Annotated in this window: 13 protein-coding genes, 1 other RNA gene and 1 pseudogene; 12 read left to right on the forward strand and 3 right to left on the reverse strand. The window is 69.2% G+C overall.

The genetic code is table 11. The features are described 5' to 3' along the window. Window positions 1-87 precede the first annotated feature (87 nt). From EPA99_RS15880 to EPA99_RS15905, 6 genes are all read left to right on the forward strand, one after another. Window positions 88-693 (forward strand): riboflavin synthase, encoded by a 606-nt coding sequence (locus EPA99_RS15880; RefSeq protein WP_129472226.1) that lies wholly within the window; start codon window positions 88-90, stop codon window positions 691-693. Beyond that, the gene (gene ribB, locus EPA99_RS15885) at window positions 690-1802 is read left to right on the forward strand and encodes a 3,4-dihydroxy-2-butanone-4-phosphate synthase (RefSeq protein ID WP_129472227.1); all 1113 of its coding nucleotides are present in this window, start codon (window positions 690-692) and stop codon (window positions 1800-1802) included. Before EPA99_RS15880 ends, ribB begins: the two co-directional genes overlap by 4 nt. Before the next feature lie 139 nt (window positions 1803-1941). After that, complete coding sequence (gene ribH, locus EPA99_RS15890; RefSeq protein WP_129472228.1) at window positions 1942-2409, forward strand: 6,7-dimethyl-8-ribityllumazine synthase; 468 nt, start codon at window positions 1942-1944, stop codon at window positions 2407-2409. After that, window positions 2406-2870 carry a transcription antitermination factor NusB gene (gene nusB / locus EPA99_RS15895; RefSeq protein ID WP_129472229.1) on the forward strand — a complete coding sequence of 155 codons (465 nt, stop codon included), beginning with the start codon at window positions 2406-2408 and terminating at the stop codon, window positions 2868-2870. Before ribH ends, nusB begins: the two co-directional genes overlap by 4 nt. 61 nt (window positions 2871-2931) lie before the next feature. Continuing rightward, on the forward strand, window positions 2932-3882 hold the full coding sequence (gene thiL, locus EPA99_RS15900; protein WP_129472230.1) for a thiamine-phosphate kinase: 951 nt from the start codon (window positions 2932-2934) through the stop codon (window positions 3880-3882). A 343-nt stretch (window positions 3883-4225) separates the two neighbouring features. Then, complete coding sequence (locus tag EPA99_RS15905; RefSeq protein ID WP_129472231.1) at window positions 4226-5803, forward strand: CocE/NonD family hydrolase; 1578 nt, start codon at window positions 4226-4228, stop codon at window positions 5801-5803. A gap of 65 nt (window positions 5804-5868) precedes the next feature. Here EPA99_RS15905 and EPA99_RS15910 read toward each other — a convergent pair whose 3' ends face one another. Together EPA99_RS15910 and EPA99_RS15915 are read right to left on the reverse strand one after the other, a co-directional pair. Beyond that, the gene (locus EPA99_RS15910) at window positions 5869-6249 is read right to left on the reverse strand and encodes a YraN family protein (RefSeq protein WP_241688428.1); all 381 of its coding nucleotides are present in this window, start codon (window positions 6247-6249) and stop codon (window positions 5869-5871) included. Continuing rightward, a pseudogene (locus EPA99_RS15915) lies at window positions 6242-7507 on the reverse strand (penicillin-binding protein activator); the annotation flags it as partial. The gene EPA99_RS15910 and the pseudogene EPA99_RS15915, both read right to left, overlap by 8 nt. Before the next feature lie 204 nt (window positions 7508-7711). Here EPA99_RS15915 and rsmI point away from each other — a divergent pair. Beyond that, window positions 7712-8551 (forward strand): 16S rRNA (cytidine(1402)-2'-O)-methyltransferase, encoded by an 840-nt coding sequence (gene rsmI / locus EPA99_RS15920; RefSeq protein WP_129472234.1) that lies wholly within the window; start codon window positions 7712-7714, stop codon window positions 8549-8551. Between the two features lie 89 nt (window positions 8552-8640). After that, an RNA gene (gene rnpB, locus EPA99_RS15925) (RNase P RNA component class A) lies at window positions 8641-8999 on the forward strand. Window positions 9000-9013: 14 nt separating this feature from the next. Here rnpB and EPA99_RS15930 read toward each other — a convergent pair. Then, on the reverse strand, window positions 9014-9574 hold the full coding sequence (locus EPA99_RS15930; RefSeq protein WP_206733784.1) for an OmpA family protein: 561 nt from the start codon (window positions 9572-9574) through the stop codon (window positions 9014-9016). A gap of 419 nt (window positions 9575-9993) precedes the next feature. Here EPA99_RS15930 and mraZ point away from each other — a divergent pair, with 419 nt between their 5' ends. From mraZ to EPA99_RS15950, 4 genes are read left to right on the forward strand one after another with little or no spacing between them, the layout of a single operon-like run. Next, window positions 9994-10440 carry a division/cell wall cluster transcriptional repressor MraZ gene (gene mraZ, locus EPA99_RS15935; protein WP_129472235.1) on the forward strand — a complete coding sequence of 149 codons (447 nt, stop codon included), beginning with the start codon at window positions 9994-9996 and terminating at the stop codon, window positions 10438-10440. Window positions 10441-10454: 14 nt separating this feature from the next. Continuing rightward, window positions 10455-11393 carry a 16S rRNA (cytosine(1402)-N(4))-methyltransferase RsmH gene (rsmH, locus tag EPA99_RS15940; protein WP_129472236.1) on the forward strand — a complete coding sequence of 313 codons (939 nt, stop codon included), beginning with the start codon at window positions 10455-10457 and terminating at the stop codon, window positions 11391-11393. Beyond that, on the forward strand, window positions 11390-11653 hold the full coding sequence (gene ftsL / locus EPA99_RS15945) for a cell division protein FtsL (protein ID WP_129472237.1): 264 nt from the start codon (window positions 11390-11392) through the stop codon (window positions 11651-11653). The genes rsmH and ftsL overlap by 4 nt, the downstream gene beginning before the upstream one ends. Beyond that, window positions 11650-13506, forward strand: a complete 1857-nt coding sequence (locus tag EPA99_RS15950) for a peptidoglycan D,D-transpeptidase FtsI family protein (RefSeq protein ID WP_129472238.1) — start codon at window positions 11650-11652, stop codon at window positions 13504-13506. Before ftsL ends, EPA99_RS15950 begins: the two co-directional genes overlap by 4 nt. The last annotated feature ends 1 nt before the right edge of the window (window position 13507 follow it).

Genomic DNA, 13507 nt, shown 5'->3' on the forward strand with positions numbered 1-13507 from the left:
TGGCGTTTTTCGCTTCGACTTCTTGCGAGAAACGTGATGTCCCACCGCAGCATGTTGCAGTCCGCCCTCCAGCAGGAGGTGCGCTAGATGTTCACCGGCATCATCGAAGGCGTCGGCCGCCTGGCCGCCGCGCAGCCGCTGGGCGGCGATACCCGTTTCACGTTCCAGGTCGGCACCTTGCCGTTCGAGGCCGTGCAGTTGGGCGAGAGCATCGCAGTCAATGGTGTGTGCCTGACCGTGATCGCGTTCGACGCAGCCAGCTTCCAGGCCGATGCATCCACCGAGACGCTGTCGCTGACCACGCTGGGCCAGTTGCCGCTGGGTGCGGCGCTGAACCTGGAGCGCGCCATGCGTCCGAGCGATCGTCTTGGCGGTCATCTGGTCAGCGGCCATGTCGATGGCCTGGGCCGCGTGCTGTCGGTGCAGGAGGACGCACGCGCGCAGCGCTGGCGGCTCAAAGCGCCGCCCGCGCTGCTGAAGTACATCGCCAAGAAGGGCTCGATCTGCGTCGATGGCGTCAGCCTGACGGTCAATGACGTCGATGCTGAAGGCTTCGAGGTCGCGCTGATCCCGCACACCGTCGCGCACACCCGCTTCTCGCAGACCGGCGTGGGCGATGCGGTGAACCTGGAGATCGACCTGGTCGCGCGCTATGTCGAGCGCCTGCTGGGCGAGCGTGGAGGTGCGCTGTGAACTTCGCGCCGATCCAGGAGATCCTGGAGGACATCCGCCAGGGCCGCATGGTGGTGATCGTCGACGACGAGGACCGCGAGAACGAAGGCGACCTGATCATGGCCGCCGAGCTGGTCAAGCCCTCGGACATCAACTTCATGGTCACCCACGGCCGTGGCCTGGTGTGCCTGCCGCTGACCCGCGAACGCGCCACGCAGCTGGGCCTGGCACCGATGGTCCAGGCCAATACCGCGCAGTTCCAGACCAACTTCACCGTCAGCATCGAGGCCGCCGAGGGCGTGACCACCGGCATCTCGGCCTACGACCGCGCCCACACCATCCGCACGGCTGTCAAGCCCGATGCCAAGCCGGCCGACCTGCACCAGCCGGGCCACATCTTCCCGTTGATCGCCCAGCCCGGTGGCGTGTTGACCCGTGCCGGCCATACCGAGGCGGGCGTGGACCTGGCCATGCTGGCCGGGCTGGAGCCGGCCGGCGTGCTGGTGGAGATCCTCAACGCCGACGGCAGCATGGCGCGTCGCCCGGAGCTGGAAGTGTTCGCGCGCGAGCACGGCCTGAAGATGGGCTCCATCGCCGATCTGATCGCCCATCGCCTGGCCACCGAGCACACCGTCGAGCGGGTGGACGAGCGCGAGATCGAGACCGAGTTCGGCCCGTTCCGCCTGGTCACCTATCGTGACCGCATCGCCCGCGACCTGCATTTCGCCCTGGTCAAGGGCACGCCGGACGCCGCCACGCCGACCCTGGTGCGGGTGCAGGTGGAAAACCCGCTGGCCGATCTGCTGCACTGGCGCCGCGACGATTTCGGCGTGGCCGCCACCGATGCGCTGCGCGCCATCGCCGGCGAAGGGCAGGGCGTGATGGTGGTGCTGTCCGCGCCACGCGATTCGGAGGCCCTGCTGTCGCGCCTGCTGCGTGAGCCGGAAGTCCGGCCGCCGGGCAAGGACAAGGACGTGGGCCAGTGGCGCCGCAACGGCGCCGGCGCCCAGATCCTGACCGACCTGGGACTGGGCAAGCTGCGCGTGCTGGGCACGCCGCGGCGGCAGGTGGGCTTGGCGGGGTATGGGCTGGAAGTGGTGGAGATGTTCGAGCCGGGGAACCCTGCTTGAGAAACGAGCGACGAGGAACGAGGAACGAGTGAAAGCGTGCCCACGTGGGCGCTCGGCGTTTCGCTCGTTCCTCGTTCCTCTCCACTCGTTCCTAGCTCCAAGACGCTAAACTGCCCGACTTTCCCGATCCCCCCCGCCCATGACCCACTACGAAGGCGAGCTGCGTGCCGTGCCAGGCGCCCGCTACGCGATCATCGCCAGCCGCTGGAACGCCCGCATCGTCGATGCCCTGGTGGCCGGTGCGCGCAAGGAACTGGCCGGCAACGGCGTGGATGAGTCGGCCATCGACGTGGTCCGCGTGCCCGGCGCGTGGGAGCTGTCGCTGGTGGCCATGCGCCTGGCCAAGGCCGGACGCCACGCGGCGGTGATCGCGCTGGGTTGCGTGATCCGGGGCGATACCCGCCATTACGAGCACGTGGCGGACGGCTGTGCCGAAGGCCTGCTGCAGGCGCAATTGCAGCACGGCGTGCCGGTGCTCAATGGCGTGCTGGCGGTGGAGCGCATCGAGGACGCAGAAGCCCGCGCAGGCGGCAGCCACGGCAACAAGGGCGAGGAAGTGGCCCTGGCCGCGGTGGAAATGGTCAACCTGATGGAGCAACTGCCATGAACCGTCCCGGACAGCGTCGCGACGGCGTCGACCCCGTGCACCGCACCCGCGCGCGTCGCCGCGCGCTGCAGGCCATCTACGCCTGGCAGGTCTCCGGCGGCAACCCGCAGCAGGTGATCTCGCAGTTCGCCCATGAGCAGGCCCATGAGATCGCCGACCTGGAGTATTTCGAGGATCTGGTGCGCGGCACCATGCAGCACACCGCCGAGCTGGACCAGGCCCTGCTGCCGCATCTGGACCGCACCGTGGACGAGGTCGACCCGATCGAGCGTGCGGTGCTGCGCATCGCCGCCTACGAGCTGCGCCATCGCGTGGACGTGCCGTATCGCGTGGTGATCAACGAGGCCATCGAGACCGCCAAGCGCTTCGGCGCCGAGCATGGCCACACCTACGTCAATGGCGTGCTCGACCGCGCCGCCCTGGACTGGCGCGGCCCGGAAACCCGGGCCAGAACCCCGTAACGGGCGCCGCATCCGCGTTGTTCTCACTCGTTCCTCGTTCCTCTCCACTCGTTCCTGCCTCATGCCAGTCGGCGAATTCGACCTGATCGATCGCATCCGCGCCCGCGCCCGCACGCGCGGCGACGTGGTACTGGGCATCGGCGACGATGCCGCGCTGCTGCAGCCGCAGCCCGGCTGCGAGCTGGTGGTGACCGCCGATACCCTCAATGTCGGCGTGCATTTCCTGGAGGACACCGCGCCGGAGGACATCGGCTGGAAGTCGCTGGCGGTCAATCTGTCCGACCTGGCTGCGATGGGAGCCTCGCCATCGTGGTGCACGCTGGCGCTGGCCCTGCCGCAGAGCGATCCGGCCTGGCTGGATGGCTTCATCGGCGGTTTCCTGGAGCTGGCGCAGAGCGCCGGCATCGCCCTGGTCGGCGGCGATACCACGCGCGGGCCGCTGTCCATCTCCGTGACCGCGATGGGGCAGGCGCCTGCGGGGCGGGCGATCCGACGTTCCGGCGCCCAGGTGGGCGACGACCTGTGGGTGACCGGCACGCCGGGCGATGCCTGCAGCGCGCTGCACGCGATCTGGGCCGGCGTGGTCCCCGACCCGGCATTGCGCCGTCGCATGAACCGTCCGACCCCGCGCAACGCCGCCGGCTTGGCCTTGGTCGGCCTGGCTAACAGCTGCGTGGATATCTCCGATGGCTTGCTCGGCGATCTGGGCCACATCTGCAAGGCCAGCGGCGTGGGCGCGGAGGTGATGCTGGAGCAGTTGCCTGCCTCGCGCGCGCTGTCTCGGTTCGCGCCGGCCGTGCGTTGGCCCTGGCAGGCCAGTGGCGGCGACGACTACGAGTTGTGCTTCAGCGCACCGGCCGCGCAGCGCGAGGCCATCGTCCAGGCGATGGCGGGCGCTCAAACCCAGGCGACCCTGATCGGTCGCATCGTCCAGGGCCAGGGCGTGATCGCGCTGGATGGGGACGGACAGCCCTGGAACTCCGGCCGCCCCAGCTTCCAGCATTTCAGCTGAGCAGGACGGGCGCCGGTCCAGGCGGCACGTTGCCCTGCAGCCATCTCGAATAACGTCTGGAGCATGCTGCGGGAGCGGTGCGGGGTGACCTCGGGTCATCGGCCGCAAGAGGGGCTTCCCGGGAATGCCATGCGCGGCTGATGGCCCGAGGCCACCTCGAGCCGCTCCCGCTCGGGCCCGGTGTGGCGAAGGCAGGTAGTTCAGGATCGCTTATTGCGGTGCAGCTTGGTGACCGGCCATGCGTATGCGTATGGTTCGGCCGCGCCTCCGCCGACGTGATGGCCAGAAGGCGCTTCTCGCGCGGGTCACCCCGGCCCGCTTCCAAGCAGTGGAGGCATGTCGTATGCGCAGCCTGTTCCGCGGTTTGATGTGCATGGTGTTGCTGGCCTGGTCGGCCACGTCCCTGGCCGGCGACTATCGCAAAACCTATCAGCGGGTGCCCAGCTTCGATGGGGTCGAGCTGGGCGCGTTGGTGTTGGTGCCCAGCGGGCAGGGCAGTGGGCCGTTTCCCCTGGTGGTGATGCCGGCGAGCTGGTCGCTGCCCAACCTGGAGTACCTCGGGCGCGCCAATCAGCTGGCCGCCGATGGCTACGTGGTGGTCAGCTACACCTCGCGCGGCTTCTGGGATTCGGCCGGGCTGATCGACATCGCCGGCGAGGCGACGGTGGAGGATGTCAGCGCAGTGATCGACTGGGCTCTGGCCCATACGCCGGCCAGCCCCGGCGCCATCGGCGTGTCGGGGATTTCCTATGGCGCCGGCACCAGCCTGCTGGCGGCCGCGCGCGACCCGCGCATCAAGGCGGTCGCGGCGTTGAGCGGCTGGGCGGACCTGCAGGCCTCCTTGTACGCCAACGACACGGTCAGCTCGCAAGGGGTGGGACTGCTGGTGGGCTCCGGCGCGCTGACCGGCCGCCCCGGGCCGGAGCTTGCGGCGATCAACGCCAAGGTCGCCGTGGGCGACTTCGATGGCGCCGTGCAGGGGTTCGTGCCCAAGGCCGCAAGCCGAAGCGCAGCTTTCGAGGTCGACCAGCTCAATGAAAGCGGCACCGCGATTCTGCTGGCCAACGCCTTCAACGATGGACTGTTCCCGCCCAACCAGCTCGTGGACTTCTACCAGCGTCTGCGCGGGCCGAAGCGGCTGCTGCTGGGACAGGGCGACCATGCCACGGCCGAGCTGCCCGGTGCGCTGGGCCTGCCCAACAGCGTGTACGAGGAAGTGCAGGTGTGGTTCGACCATCACCTCAAGGGCCGGCAGGTGCAAGGACTGGCGCCTGCCTCGGTCCGCCTGACCACCCTGGGCGGCTGGCCGCTGGATTACCGGGACTGGACCCAGGTGCAGGCCGATCCCACGGTCTACGGCCTGGGTCGGCCGACCGGGCTGCAACCCACTGGCGCCCTGGTGCAGGGCGATGCGACGGGCTGGAGCCATCGCATCGGCACCGCGGTGCCGACCGCGGCCACCTCCGGCGTGGTCCTGGTCAGCGGCGCCCTGCAGGGATACCTGCGCCAGCCGGTGAGGACCTCGATTCCGCTGGTCGCCAGGACCGGCGCGACGGTCTGGGCGGGCCCAGCGCTGTCGCGCGCGCGAACCTTGGCTGGCGCCGCGGCGTTGCGGGTCACGGTGACGCCAAGCCAGCGCGACCTGAGCCTGTTCGCCTATCTCTACAGCGTCGATGGACTGGGGATGGGCGACCTGATCACCCATAAGCCCTACAGCCTGCGCGGCGTCGCGCCGGGGCAGCCGCAGACCCTTGAGATCCAGCTCGAGGCCGCGGCGGCGGAGATCCCGGCCGGGCGCAGGCTGGTGCTGGTCGTGGACACCCTGGATGCGCGCTACAGCGCGGTGACGCGACCCTTCGGCTCGGTGACCTTTTCCTCGCCGGCCGCGGCGCCGTCGCGGCTGAGCGTGCCGCTGCGCTGACCAGGCAAACGGGCTGGTGGGTCGACGCGCTCACCGGACGCGTCGGCCGTGAACGACGATGCCCTTTAGACCTCGTCCGCGCGAAAGGCATCGCGCAGCCAGTTGAGGATGGGCTTGGCCGCCTCGCCGCTGGCTTCGACCACGTCGAAGCGGCAGGGCAGGTCCGCGTAGCGCGGGTGCTGGGCCAGGTACAGCGAGGCGGCCCGCACCAGCTTGCGGCGCTTGCCGGCATCCACCGAGGCCGCGCCGCCGCCGAAGGCTGACGAGCGCCGGTAGCGCACTTCCACGAACACCAGGGTCGGCCCGCCGCGCGCGTTCGGGTCCAGCATCACCAGGTCCAGTTCGCCGCCGCGGAACCGCACGTTGGCAGCCACCGGCTTCAGGCCGGCGCGTTGCAGTTCGGCCTGTGCGGCGGCTTCGACCGCCGCACCGGTGGCCTCAGCCACCCTCGGCGATCGGGGTCGGGCGGCCGCCGCTGAAGGTGGCCCATGCCGGCGCGCGCTGCACATTGCCGAAGCCGTCCAGCGACAGCACGCCGGTGGCGCCACGCAAGGTGGCGTTGGCGCCCAGGCTCAGCTTCTCCAGGTAGGCGGTCAGCTGCCAGGCGTCGAAACCGAAGGCGAACAGGCGCGCCGCACCGCCACGCGCGGTCGGCAAGGTGCTGGCCACGCTGCTGGCCGCCGGCAGGCCTTCCACCCCGCGCGCGGTCCAGGCCTCGGTCGGATAGATGATGCCGTCGAGCACGCGGTCCTCTTCGGCCTTGCCGGTGCCCTGGGTCAGCTGCGAGCTGCCTACCCGCGCCTTGCCGGCCAGGCCGGACATGGCCAGCTGCGGCGCCAGCACCCGGGCGGTGCTGCCCTTGATCGACAGGAACACCGCGTCCACGCCCTGCGAGGCGGCAGCCGTCAGCGCGGCCAGCATGTCCGGCGGTGCATCGGCCACGGCGATGGTCTGGGTGACATTGCCGCCCAGCTCGGTGAAGTGTTCGGCGAAGGCGGTGGCCGCGCGCGTGGCGTTGTCGTCCTGGCCACGGATCACCAGCACCTGCTTGTGCTCGCGCTGGAACAGGTAGTCGGCCGCGCCGATGCCGTCGTCCTCCGGCGCCAGGGAGAAGCCCACGGCGGTAGCCGGTGGCTCGCTGCTGCCGCGGTTGAGGGCCAGCAGCGGCACCGGCAGCGACGGCTGGCCGAACACCGCACCGACCTCATCGCGACCCAGCGGGCCGACCACGAAATCCGCCCCGGCCTGCTGCGCCTTGCCGTAGGCGGCCAGCGCGCCGGCGGGCGTGCCGGTGGTGTCGATGAACTGGATCTCGGGGCGGCGGCGGGATTCGCCGTAGTAGCCGGCCAGCAGGCCGTCACGCACCGGCGCGGCGGCCACGGCGAGCGGGCCGGACAAGGGCAGCAGCACTGCCAGCTTCACCGGCGGGCGGTAGCCATCGCGATCGGCCGGCGGGCGCTGGGCCGCCTCGAAGTTCCACGCCGTGGCGCGGTCGAACGGGCGCGGCAGGGCCAGGCCGCGGTCGGCCATCAGCTTGCCGGCATAGGGGTACAGCGGGTCGCCCACCGGCAGCGCGCCGGTCTCCTTGGACAGGGTGGGATTGTCCAGACCCTGCAGCAGTTGCTGGATCTTGCGGACATTCTCGGCCCGCGCCTGGCCGGTCAGCTGGGCGCCGCTGCGCGCCAGGTCGGCCGCCTGCCGGAATGCGGCGCTGCCGGCCGCCGAGGGATGCGGACCGCCGCCACCGCCGCTGGTCTGGGTGGTGGCGCAGCCGCCGAGCAGCAACGCCGATACCAGCACCGGGGCAATCCACGCAAAACGCTTGTCCATGGGGTTCGAGGGCCAGCCTTGTTGAACAGGCTACGATTCTACCCCTGCCTGCCCGTCCGCCTCGAAGACCCGCCGTTCATGTCCGCAGCAACGTTGTTCGTCGTCGCCACCCCCATCGGCAACCTCGCCGACCTGTCCGCCCGCGCGCTGGAGACTTTGCGCACGGTGGATGCCATCTGCGCCGAGGACACCCGCCGCACCGGCCAGTTGCTGTCGCATTTCGGCATCGCCACGCCGCTGGTGGCGTTGCACGAGCACAACGAGGACGCCATGGCCGAGCGCATCGTCGCCCGCCTGCAGTCTGGGCAGTCCCTGGCGCTGGTCAGCGATGCCGGCACCCCGCTGGTCTCCGATCCGGGCTACCGGCTGGTCAAGGCCGCACGCGCGGCCGGGGTGGCGGTCAGCCCGGTGCCCGGGGCGTGCGCGGCCATCGCCGCGCTGAGCGTGGCCGGCCTGCCCAGCGATCGCTTCGCCTTCGAGGGCTTCCTGCCGGCCAAGTCCGCCGCGCGCCGCGAGCGGCTGTCCGCCCTGGCCGGCGAGTCCCGCACCCTGGTGTTCTACGAGTCCTCCCACCGCATCGCCGAATCCCTGGCCGACCTGGTGCGGGCGCTGGGCCCGGAGCGGCCGGCGACCATCGCGCGCGAGCTGACCAAGCTGTTCGAGACCGTCCTGGCCGGCAAGCTGGCTGAGCTGCTGGCAAAGGTCCAGGCCGACGACAACCAGCGCAAGGGCGAGTTCGTGGTCATGGTGCAGGGTGCCGGCGAGGACGCCGGCGCGCAGATCGCCGAAGGTCGCCGCGTCTACGCCTTGCTCAACGCGCACCTGCCGCCGTCCACCGCGGCCAAGCTGGCCGCGGAGATCACCGGGGCGCCGCGGAAGGCGTTGTACGGAAGTCGAGAAGTGAGTGGAGAGGAGTGAGAAGTGAGCGCAAGCCCGTTCTCGCCTTTGCTCACTCCTCACTCCTCTCCGCTCACTCCTCCACCGCATGCCGTAGAATCGGCCACGGCGGAGCCGGCCAGACAGTCGCGTCATGCTTCCAGCATGCCGAGGAAAGTCCGGGCTCCACAGGGCACGGTGCCAGGTAACGCCTGGGCGGCGCGAGCCGACGGCCAGTGCAACAGAAAGCAAACCGCCGATGGCCGCACCTTCGGGTGCGGATCAGGTAAGGGTGAAACGGTGCGGTAAGAGCGCACCGCGAGTCTGGCAACAGACCGGCACGGTAAACCCCACCGGGAGCAAGACCAAATAGGGAGACATTGCCGCGGCCCGCGGTGTCTCCGGGTAGGTTGCTTGAGCGTATTGGTGACGATGCGCCTAGAGGAATGACTGTCCCAGACAGAACCCGGCTTATCGGCCGGCTCCGCCACTTCCCTCTTTCCTTCAGGTGCCGGGAATCGGCAGCACGACCTCGATGCGCGGGCTGCCGGCGGCTGCGCCCAGCGCCGAGGTGTGCAGCCGGTCGGGCGCGACGCCCTGCGACTGCAGGAAGTCGGCCACCGCATCGGCACGGCGCTTGGACAGCGCCAGGGCGGCGCTTCGGTCGCCTCCTGGATCGGCGTGGGCCGTGATCTGCAGCTGTCCGTGGGTCTTATTGGCCAGATCGGCCAGCGGGCGCAGGTGGCGGTCGATGGCGTCCGGCCGCAGGTCGGCCCGATCCGGCTCGAACAGCTGCGTCGGCGGCAGGGTCACGGCGATGTCATGCGCCCGGCGCTGGCCGCCGGCGCGCTCGATCAGCGGCTGCAGCTCCGCGGACGCATCCAGCCCCGTGGCATCGCTGCTGGCGGCCAACTGGCCGGGCTTGGCGGGGGTGTCCTCGACCTGCGCCTGTGCCTCGGCCTGGGCCTGGGCGCCATTGGGCGCGGCAGCCGGGCTGGCTGCCTCGCGCTGGCAGGCGGTCAGCAGGGCGAGCAGAGCGAACGAGGTGACGGACAGGCGGGACATCGGCGGGCAGTCTTCAGCGCAACAGGGGTCAGCAGGGTGGGCCGAAGCGGGTCGAGATCGCGTCGAAGCAGGCCTGCAACATCCCTTTGCCACTGGAGTAATTGGAATTACCTGCGCACTCGTTGAACCAACCGGCGGCGCCACAAGTGCGCGTCCAATTCATAAACGACGCGCCCGTCACCACCCTGAATCACCTCGAAATCTCAAAATTTGAGACGAAACAAAGCTTAGTGGATAAGTCTTGAACAAGTCTGTGAAGTTCGCTGCAAGCCATTGATCCCGCAAGTGATTTTCCCGCGCACAGCCTGTTGACAACGTTGTGGGCGGTACCTAAGGTGGGCACCAGCGGGAAACCGGGGTCTTTTGTGGTTTTTCGTGGTTGAATACCCCTCCAGCGATCTTCGGGCAAGCAGACAGACGTGTTCCAGGGCGAAACCGCCATCACCGTGGACGACAAGGGCAGGCTGGCGGTTCCCACCGCCTACCGCGACTTGGTCGCGCGCGATTGCGACAACCGCCTGGTGCTGACCTACAGCCCGTTCGACGCCGGCTGCCTGTGGATCTACCCGCAGAAGGTGTGGGAGCAGGTGCGCGACAGCGTGATGGCCAAGCCCAACATGAAGGCCAGCGTGCGCCTGCTGCAGCAGAAGCTGGTCGGCTCGGCTGCGTTCCTGGAGCCGGACGCCAACGGCCGCGTCACCGTGCCGCCCAGCCATCGCAATGCCGTCGGTATGGAAAAGAAAGCCGTCCTGCTGGGCATGGGCGACAAATTCGAATTGTGGAGCGAGCAGGCACACCGCGCGCAGATTCAGCAGACCTTGTCTGACGGTGATCTGGGCGACGAACTGCTCGATCTGAAGCTGTGACGGACGGTGCCCGGATGCGCCCCGATGCGCAGGCCGGCCACCTCCCGGTGATGTTCGCGCAGTGCATGGAAGGGCTGCAGGTGAAGGAGGACGGCACGTATCTGGACGGCACGCTCGGTCGCGGCGGCCATGCGCGCGGCGTGCTGGAACAACTCGGCCCGGGAGGCCGGCTGCTGCTGATGGACAAGGATCCCGAAGCGATCGCCCACGCCCACGCTGTCTTCGACGGCGATGCGCGCGTGTCGGTGTATCGCGGCAGCTTCGCGCAGATGGCGCAGTGGGACGCCACCGCCCAGGGCCTGGACGGGGTGCTGCTGGACCTGGGCGTGTCCTCGCCGCAGCTGGACGTGGCCGAGCGCGGCTTTTCCTTCGGCAAGGATGGTCCGCTGGACATGCGCATGGATCCGGATGCGGGCGAGAGCGCGGCACAGTGGCTGGCGCGTGCCGAGGAAACCGAGATCGCCGACGTGTTGTTCCACTACGGCGATGAGCGCATGAACCGCCGCATCGCCCGTGCCATCGTCGCCCGGCGCGCCGAGACGCCCTTGACCCGCACCGCGCAACTGGCCGAGCTGATTTCCAGCGTGATGCCGCGTGGCAAAGACAAGATCCACCCGGCCACGCGCAGCTTCCAGGCCATCCGCATCCATATCAACCGCGAACTGTCCGACCTGGAAACCGGGCTGGACGCGGCGCTGTCGCGGTTGAAGGTCGGTGGCCGCCTGGCAGTGGTCAGCTTCCATTCGCTGGAGGACCGCATCGTCAAGCGCTTCATCGCCGGCCATGCCAAGGCTCCGGCCGGCAATCGCCGGCTGCCGGTGGCGCAGGATTTCGAGCCGATGCTGAAGATCATCGGCGAGGCCATGCGCGCCGATGAGCAGGAAACCCAGGCCAATCCGCGTGCCCGCAGCGCGGTGCTGCGCGTGGCCGAGAAGCTGAGGGAGGACGCATGACCCGCGTGCTGATCGCTATCGCGCTCGCCTTCATCGTCGCCACCGCCATCGCCGTGGTCTACGCGAGGCATGAGCACCGCGTGCTGTTCGTCGAGCTCTCGCGCCTGGAGCGCGACCGCGACGAGCTGAACATTGAGTTCGGCCGCCTGCAGCTGGAGCAGGCCACCGTGGCCGAGAGTACCCGCATCGACCAGATCGCGCGCGAGCGCCTGGGCATGAAGACGCCCGAGAGCGGCGATGTGGTGGTGGTGCGCCCATGAACAAGCTGCGCGAGGCGATCAACCGCATCCTCCAGCGCGATGGCGAGCGCCAGCCGTTGCCGCGCAACCGCAACCGCGCGCGTTTCAACCTGCGCGGCCGCCTGACCCTGGTGGTGGCCACCCTGGGCCTGTGCTCGGTCAGCCTGATCGGGCGCGCCGCCTATGTGCAGCTGATCGGCAGCGACTTCTACCAGAAGGAAGGCGACGCGCGCTTCGTGCGAGAGCTGGAGATTCCGACCTCGCGCGGCATGATCACCGACCGCAACGGCGAGCCGGTGGCGGTGTCCTCGCCGGTGGAGTCGGTGTGGTGCGATCCCAAGGAACTGATCAAGAGCGCCGACCGCCTGCCGGCGCTGGCCCAGGCACTGGGCATGCCCGCCGATGAGCTGACCCGCAAGGTCACCCAGCGCGCGGACAAGGAATTCATGTACCTCAAGCGCCGCATCAACCCCGATGCCGCGCGCAAGATCGTCGCCCTCAACATTCCCGGTCTGTATTCCAAGCGCGAGTTCCGCCGCTTCTACCCGCAGGGCGAGGCGATGGCGCATGTGCTGGGCTTCACCAACATCGACGACCACGGCCAGGAAGGGCTGGAGCTGGCCTTCGACGACTGGCTCAGCGGCAAGCCGGGCCTGAAGAAGGTCATCCGCGACCGCCGCGGCCGCATCGTGGAGAACATCGACCTGGTGCGCCAGGCGCAGCCGGGCAGCGACCTGACCCTGAGCATCGACCGGCGCATCCAGTACCTGACCTACAAGGAACTCAAGCAGCGCATCGTCGAGACCGGCGCGGCCAGCGGCTCGGCCGTGGTGATGGACATCGCCACCGGCGAAGTGCTGGCCATGGCCAACCTGCCCACGTTCAACCCGAACGCGGCCAGCCTGGGCAAGCCTGATGCGCACCGCAACCGCGCGGTCACCGACGTGATCGAGCCGGGCTCGACGATGAAGCCGATCACCGTGGCCGCGGCGCTGAGCGCCGGCGTGGTGACGCCGCAGACGCTGGTCGACACCAGTCCCGGCTCCATGCCCAACGGGCGCTACCGCATCACCGACACCCACAACAACGGCGTGCTGACGGTGACCGGCGTGATCACCAAGAGCTCGAATGTTGGTGCGGCCAAGCTGGCGGCCAAGCTGCCGGACACCTACTTCTACGACTTCGTCAAGCGCTTCCACTACGGCGAAAAGCCCGGCAGCGGTTTCCCTGGCGAATCCACCGGCGTGGTGCCCTCACCCGGTGCGCCCAACTGGTACGGCACCACCAAGGCCACCATGTCCTATGGCTATGGCCTCAATGCCACGCCGTTGCAGATCGCGCGCACGTATTCGGCCTTGGCCAATGGCGGCAAGATGTTCAAGCCGACCTTCGTCAAGGGCGAGCGCAGCGATCCGGAGCAGGTGCTGGACCCGAAGATCGCGCACGAAGTGCTGAAGATGATGCAGACGGTGACCGAGCCGGGCGGCACGGCCACCATCGCCTCGATCCTGGGCTACCACGTCGGCGGCAAGACCGGCACCGCGCGCAAGGCCGGCAACGGCGGCTACCTGGCGCGCAAGTACGTGCTGACCTTCGCCGGCGTGGTGCCGATCGACAACCCGCGCTTTGCCATGGTCGTCAGCATCAGCGAGCCGGACATCGCCAAGAGCGGCAGCTACTACGCCGGCCCGATCGCCGCGCCGGTGTTCCGCAAGGTCATGGAAGGCTCGCTGCGGTTGATGGACGTGCCGCCGGACGATATCGACAGCTGGCTGGCCGCGCAGGCGCGCGCCGAGGCCAAGCGCGCCGGCAAGCCGGTGCCGGTGGGGGTGGCGCCGGTGATCGAGGAAGAGCAGGGCGAGGTGTTGCATTGAA

It is taken from the genome of Pseudoxanthomonas composti, from assembly GCF_004122095.1.
Taxonomy (GTDB): domain Bacteria; phylum Pseudomonadota; class Gammaproteobacteria; order Xanthomonadales; family Xanthomonadaceae; genus Pseudoxanthomonas_A; species Pseudoxanthomonas_A composti.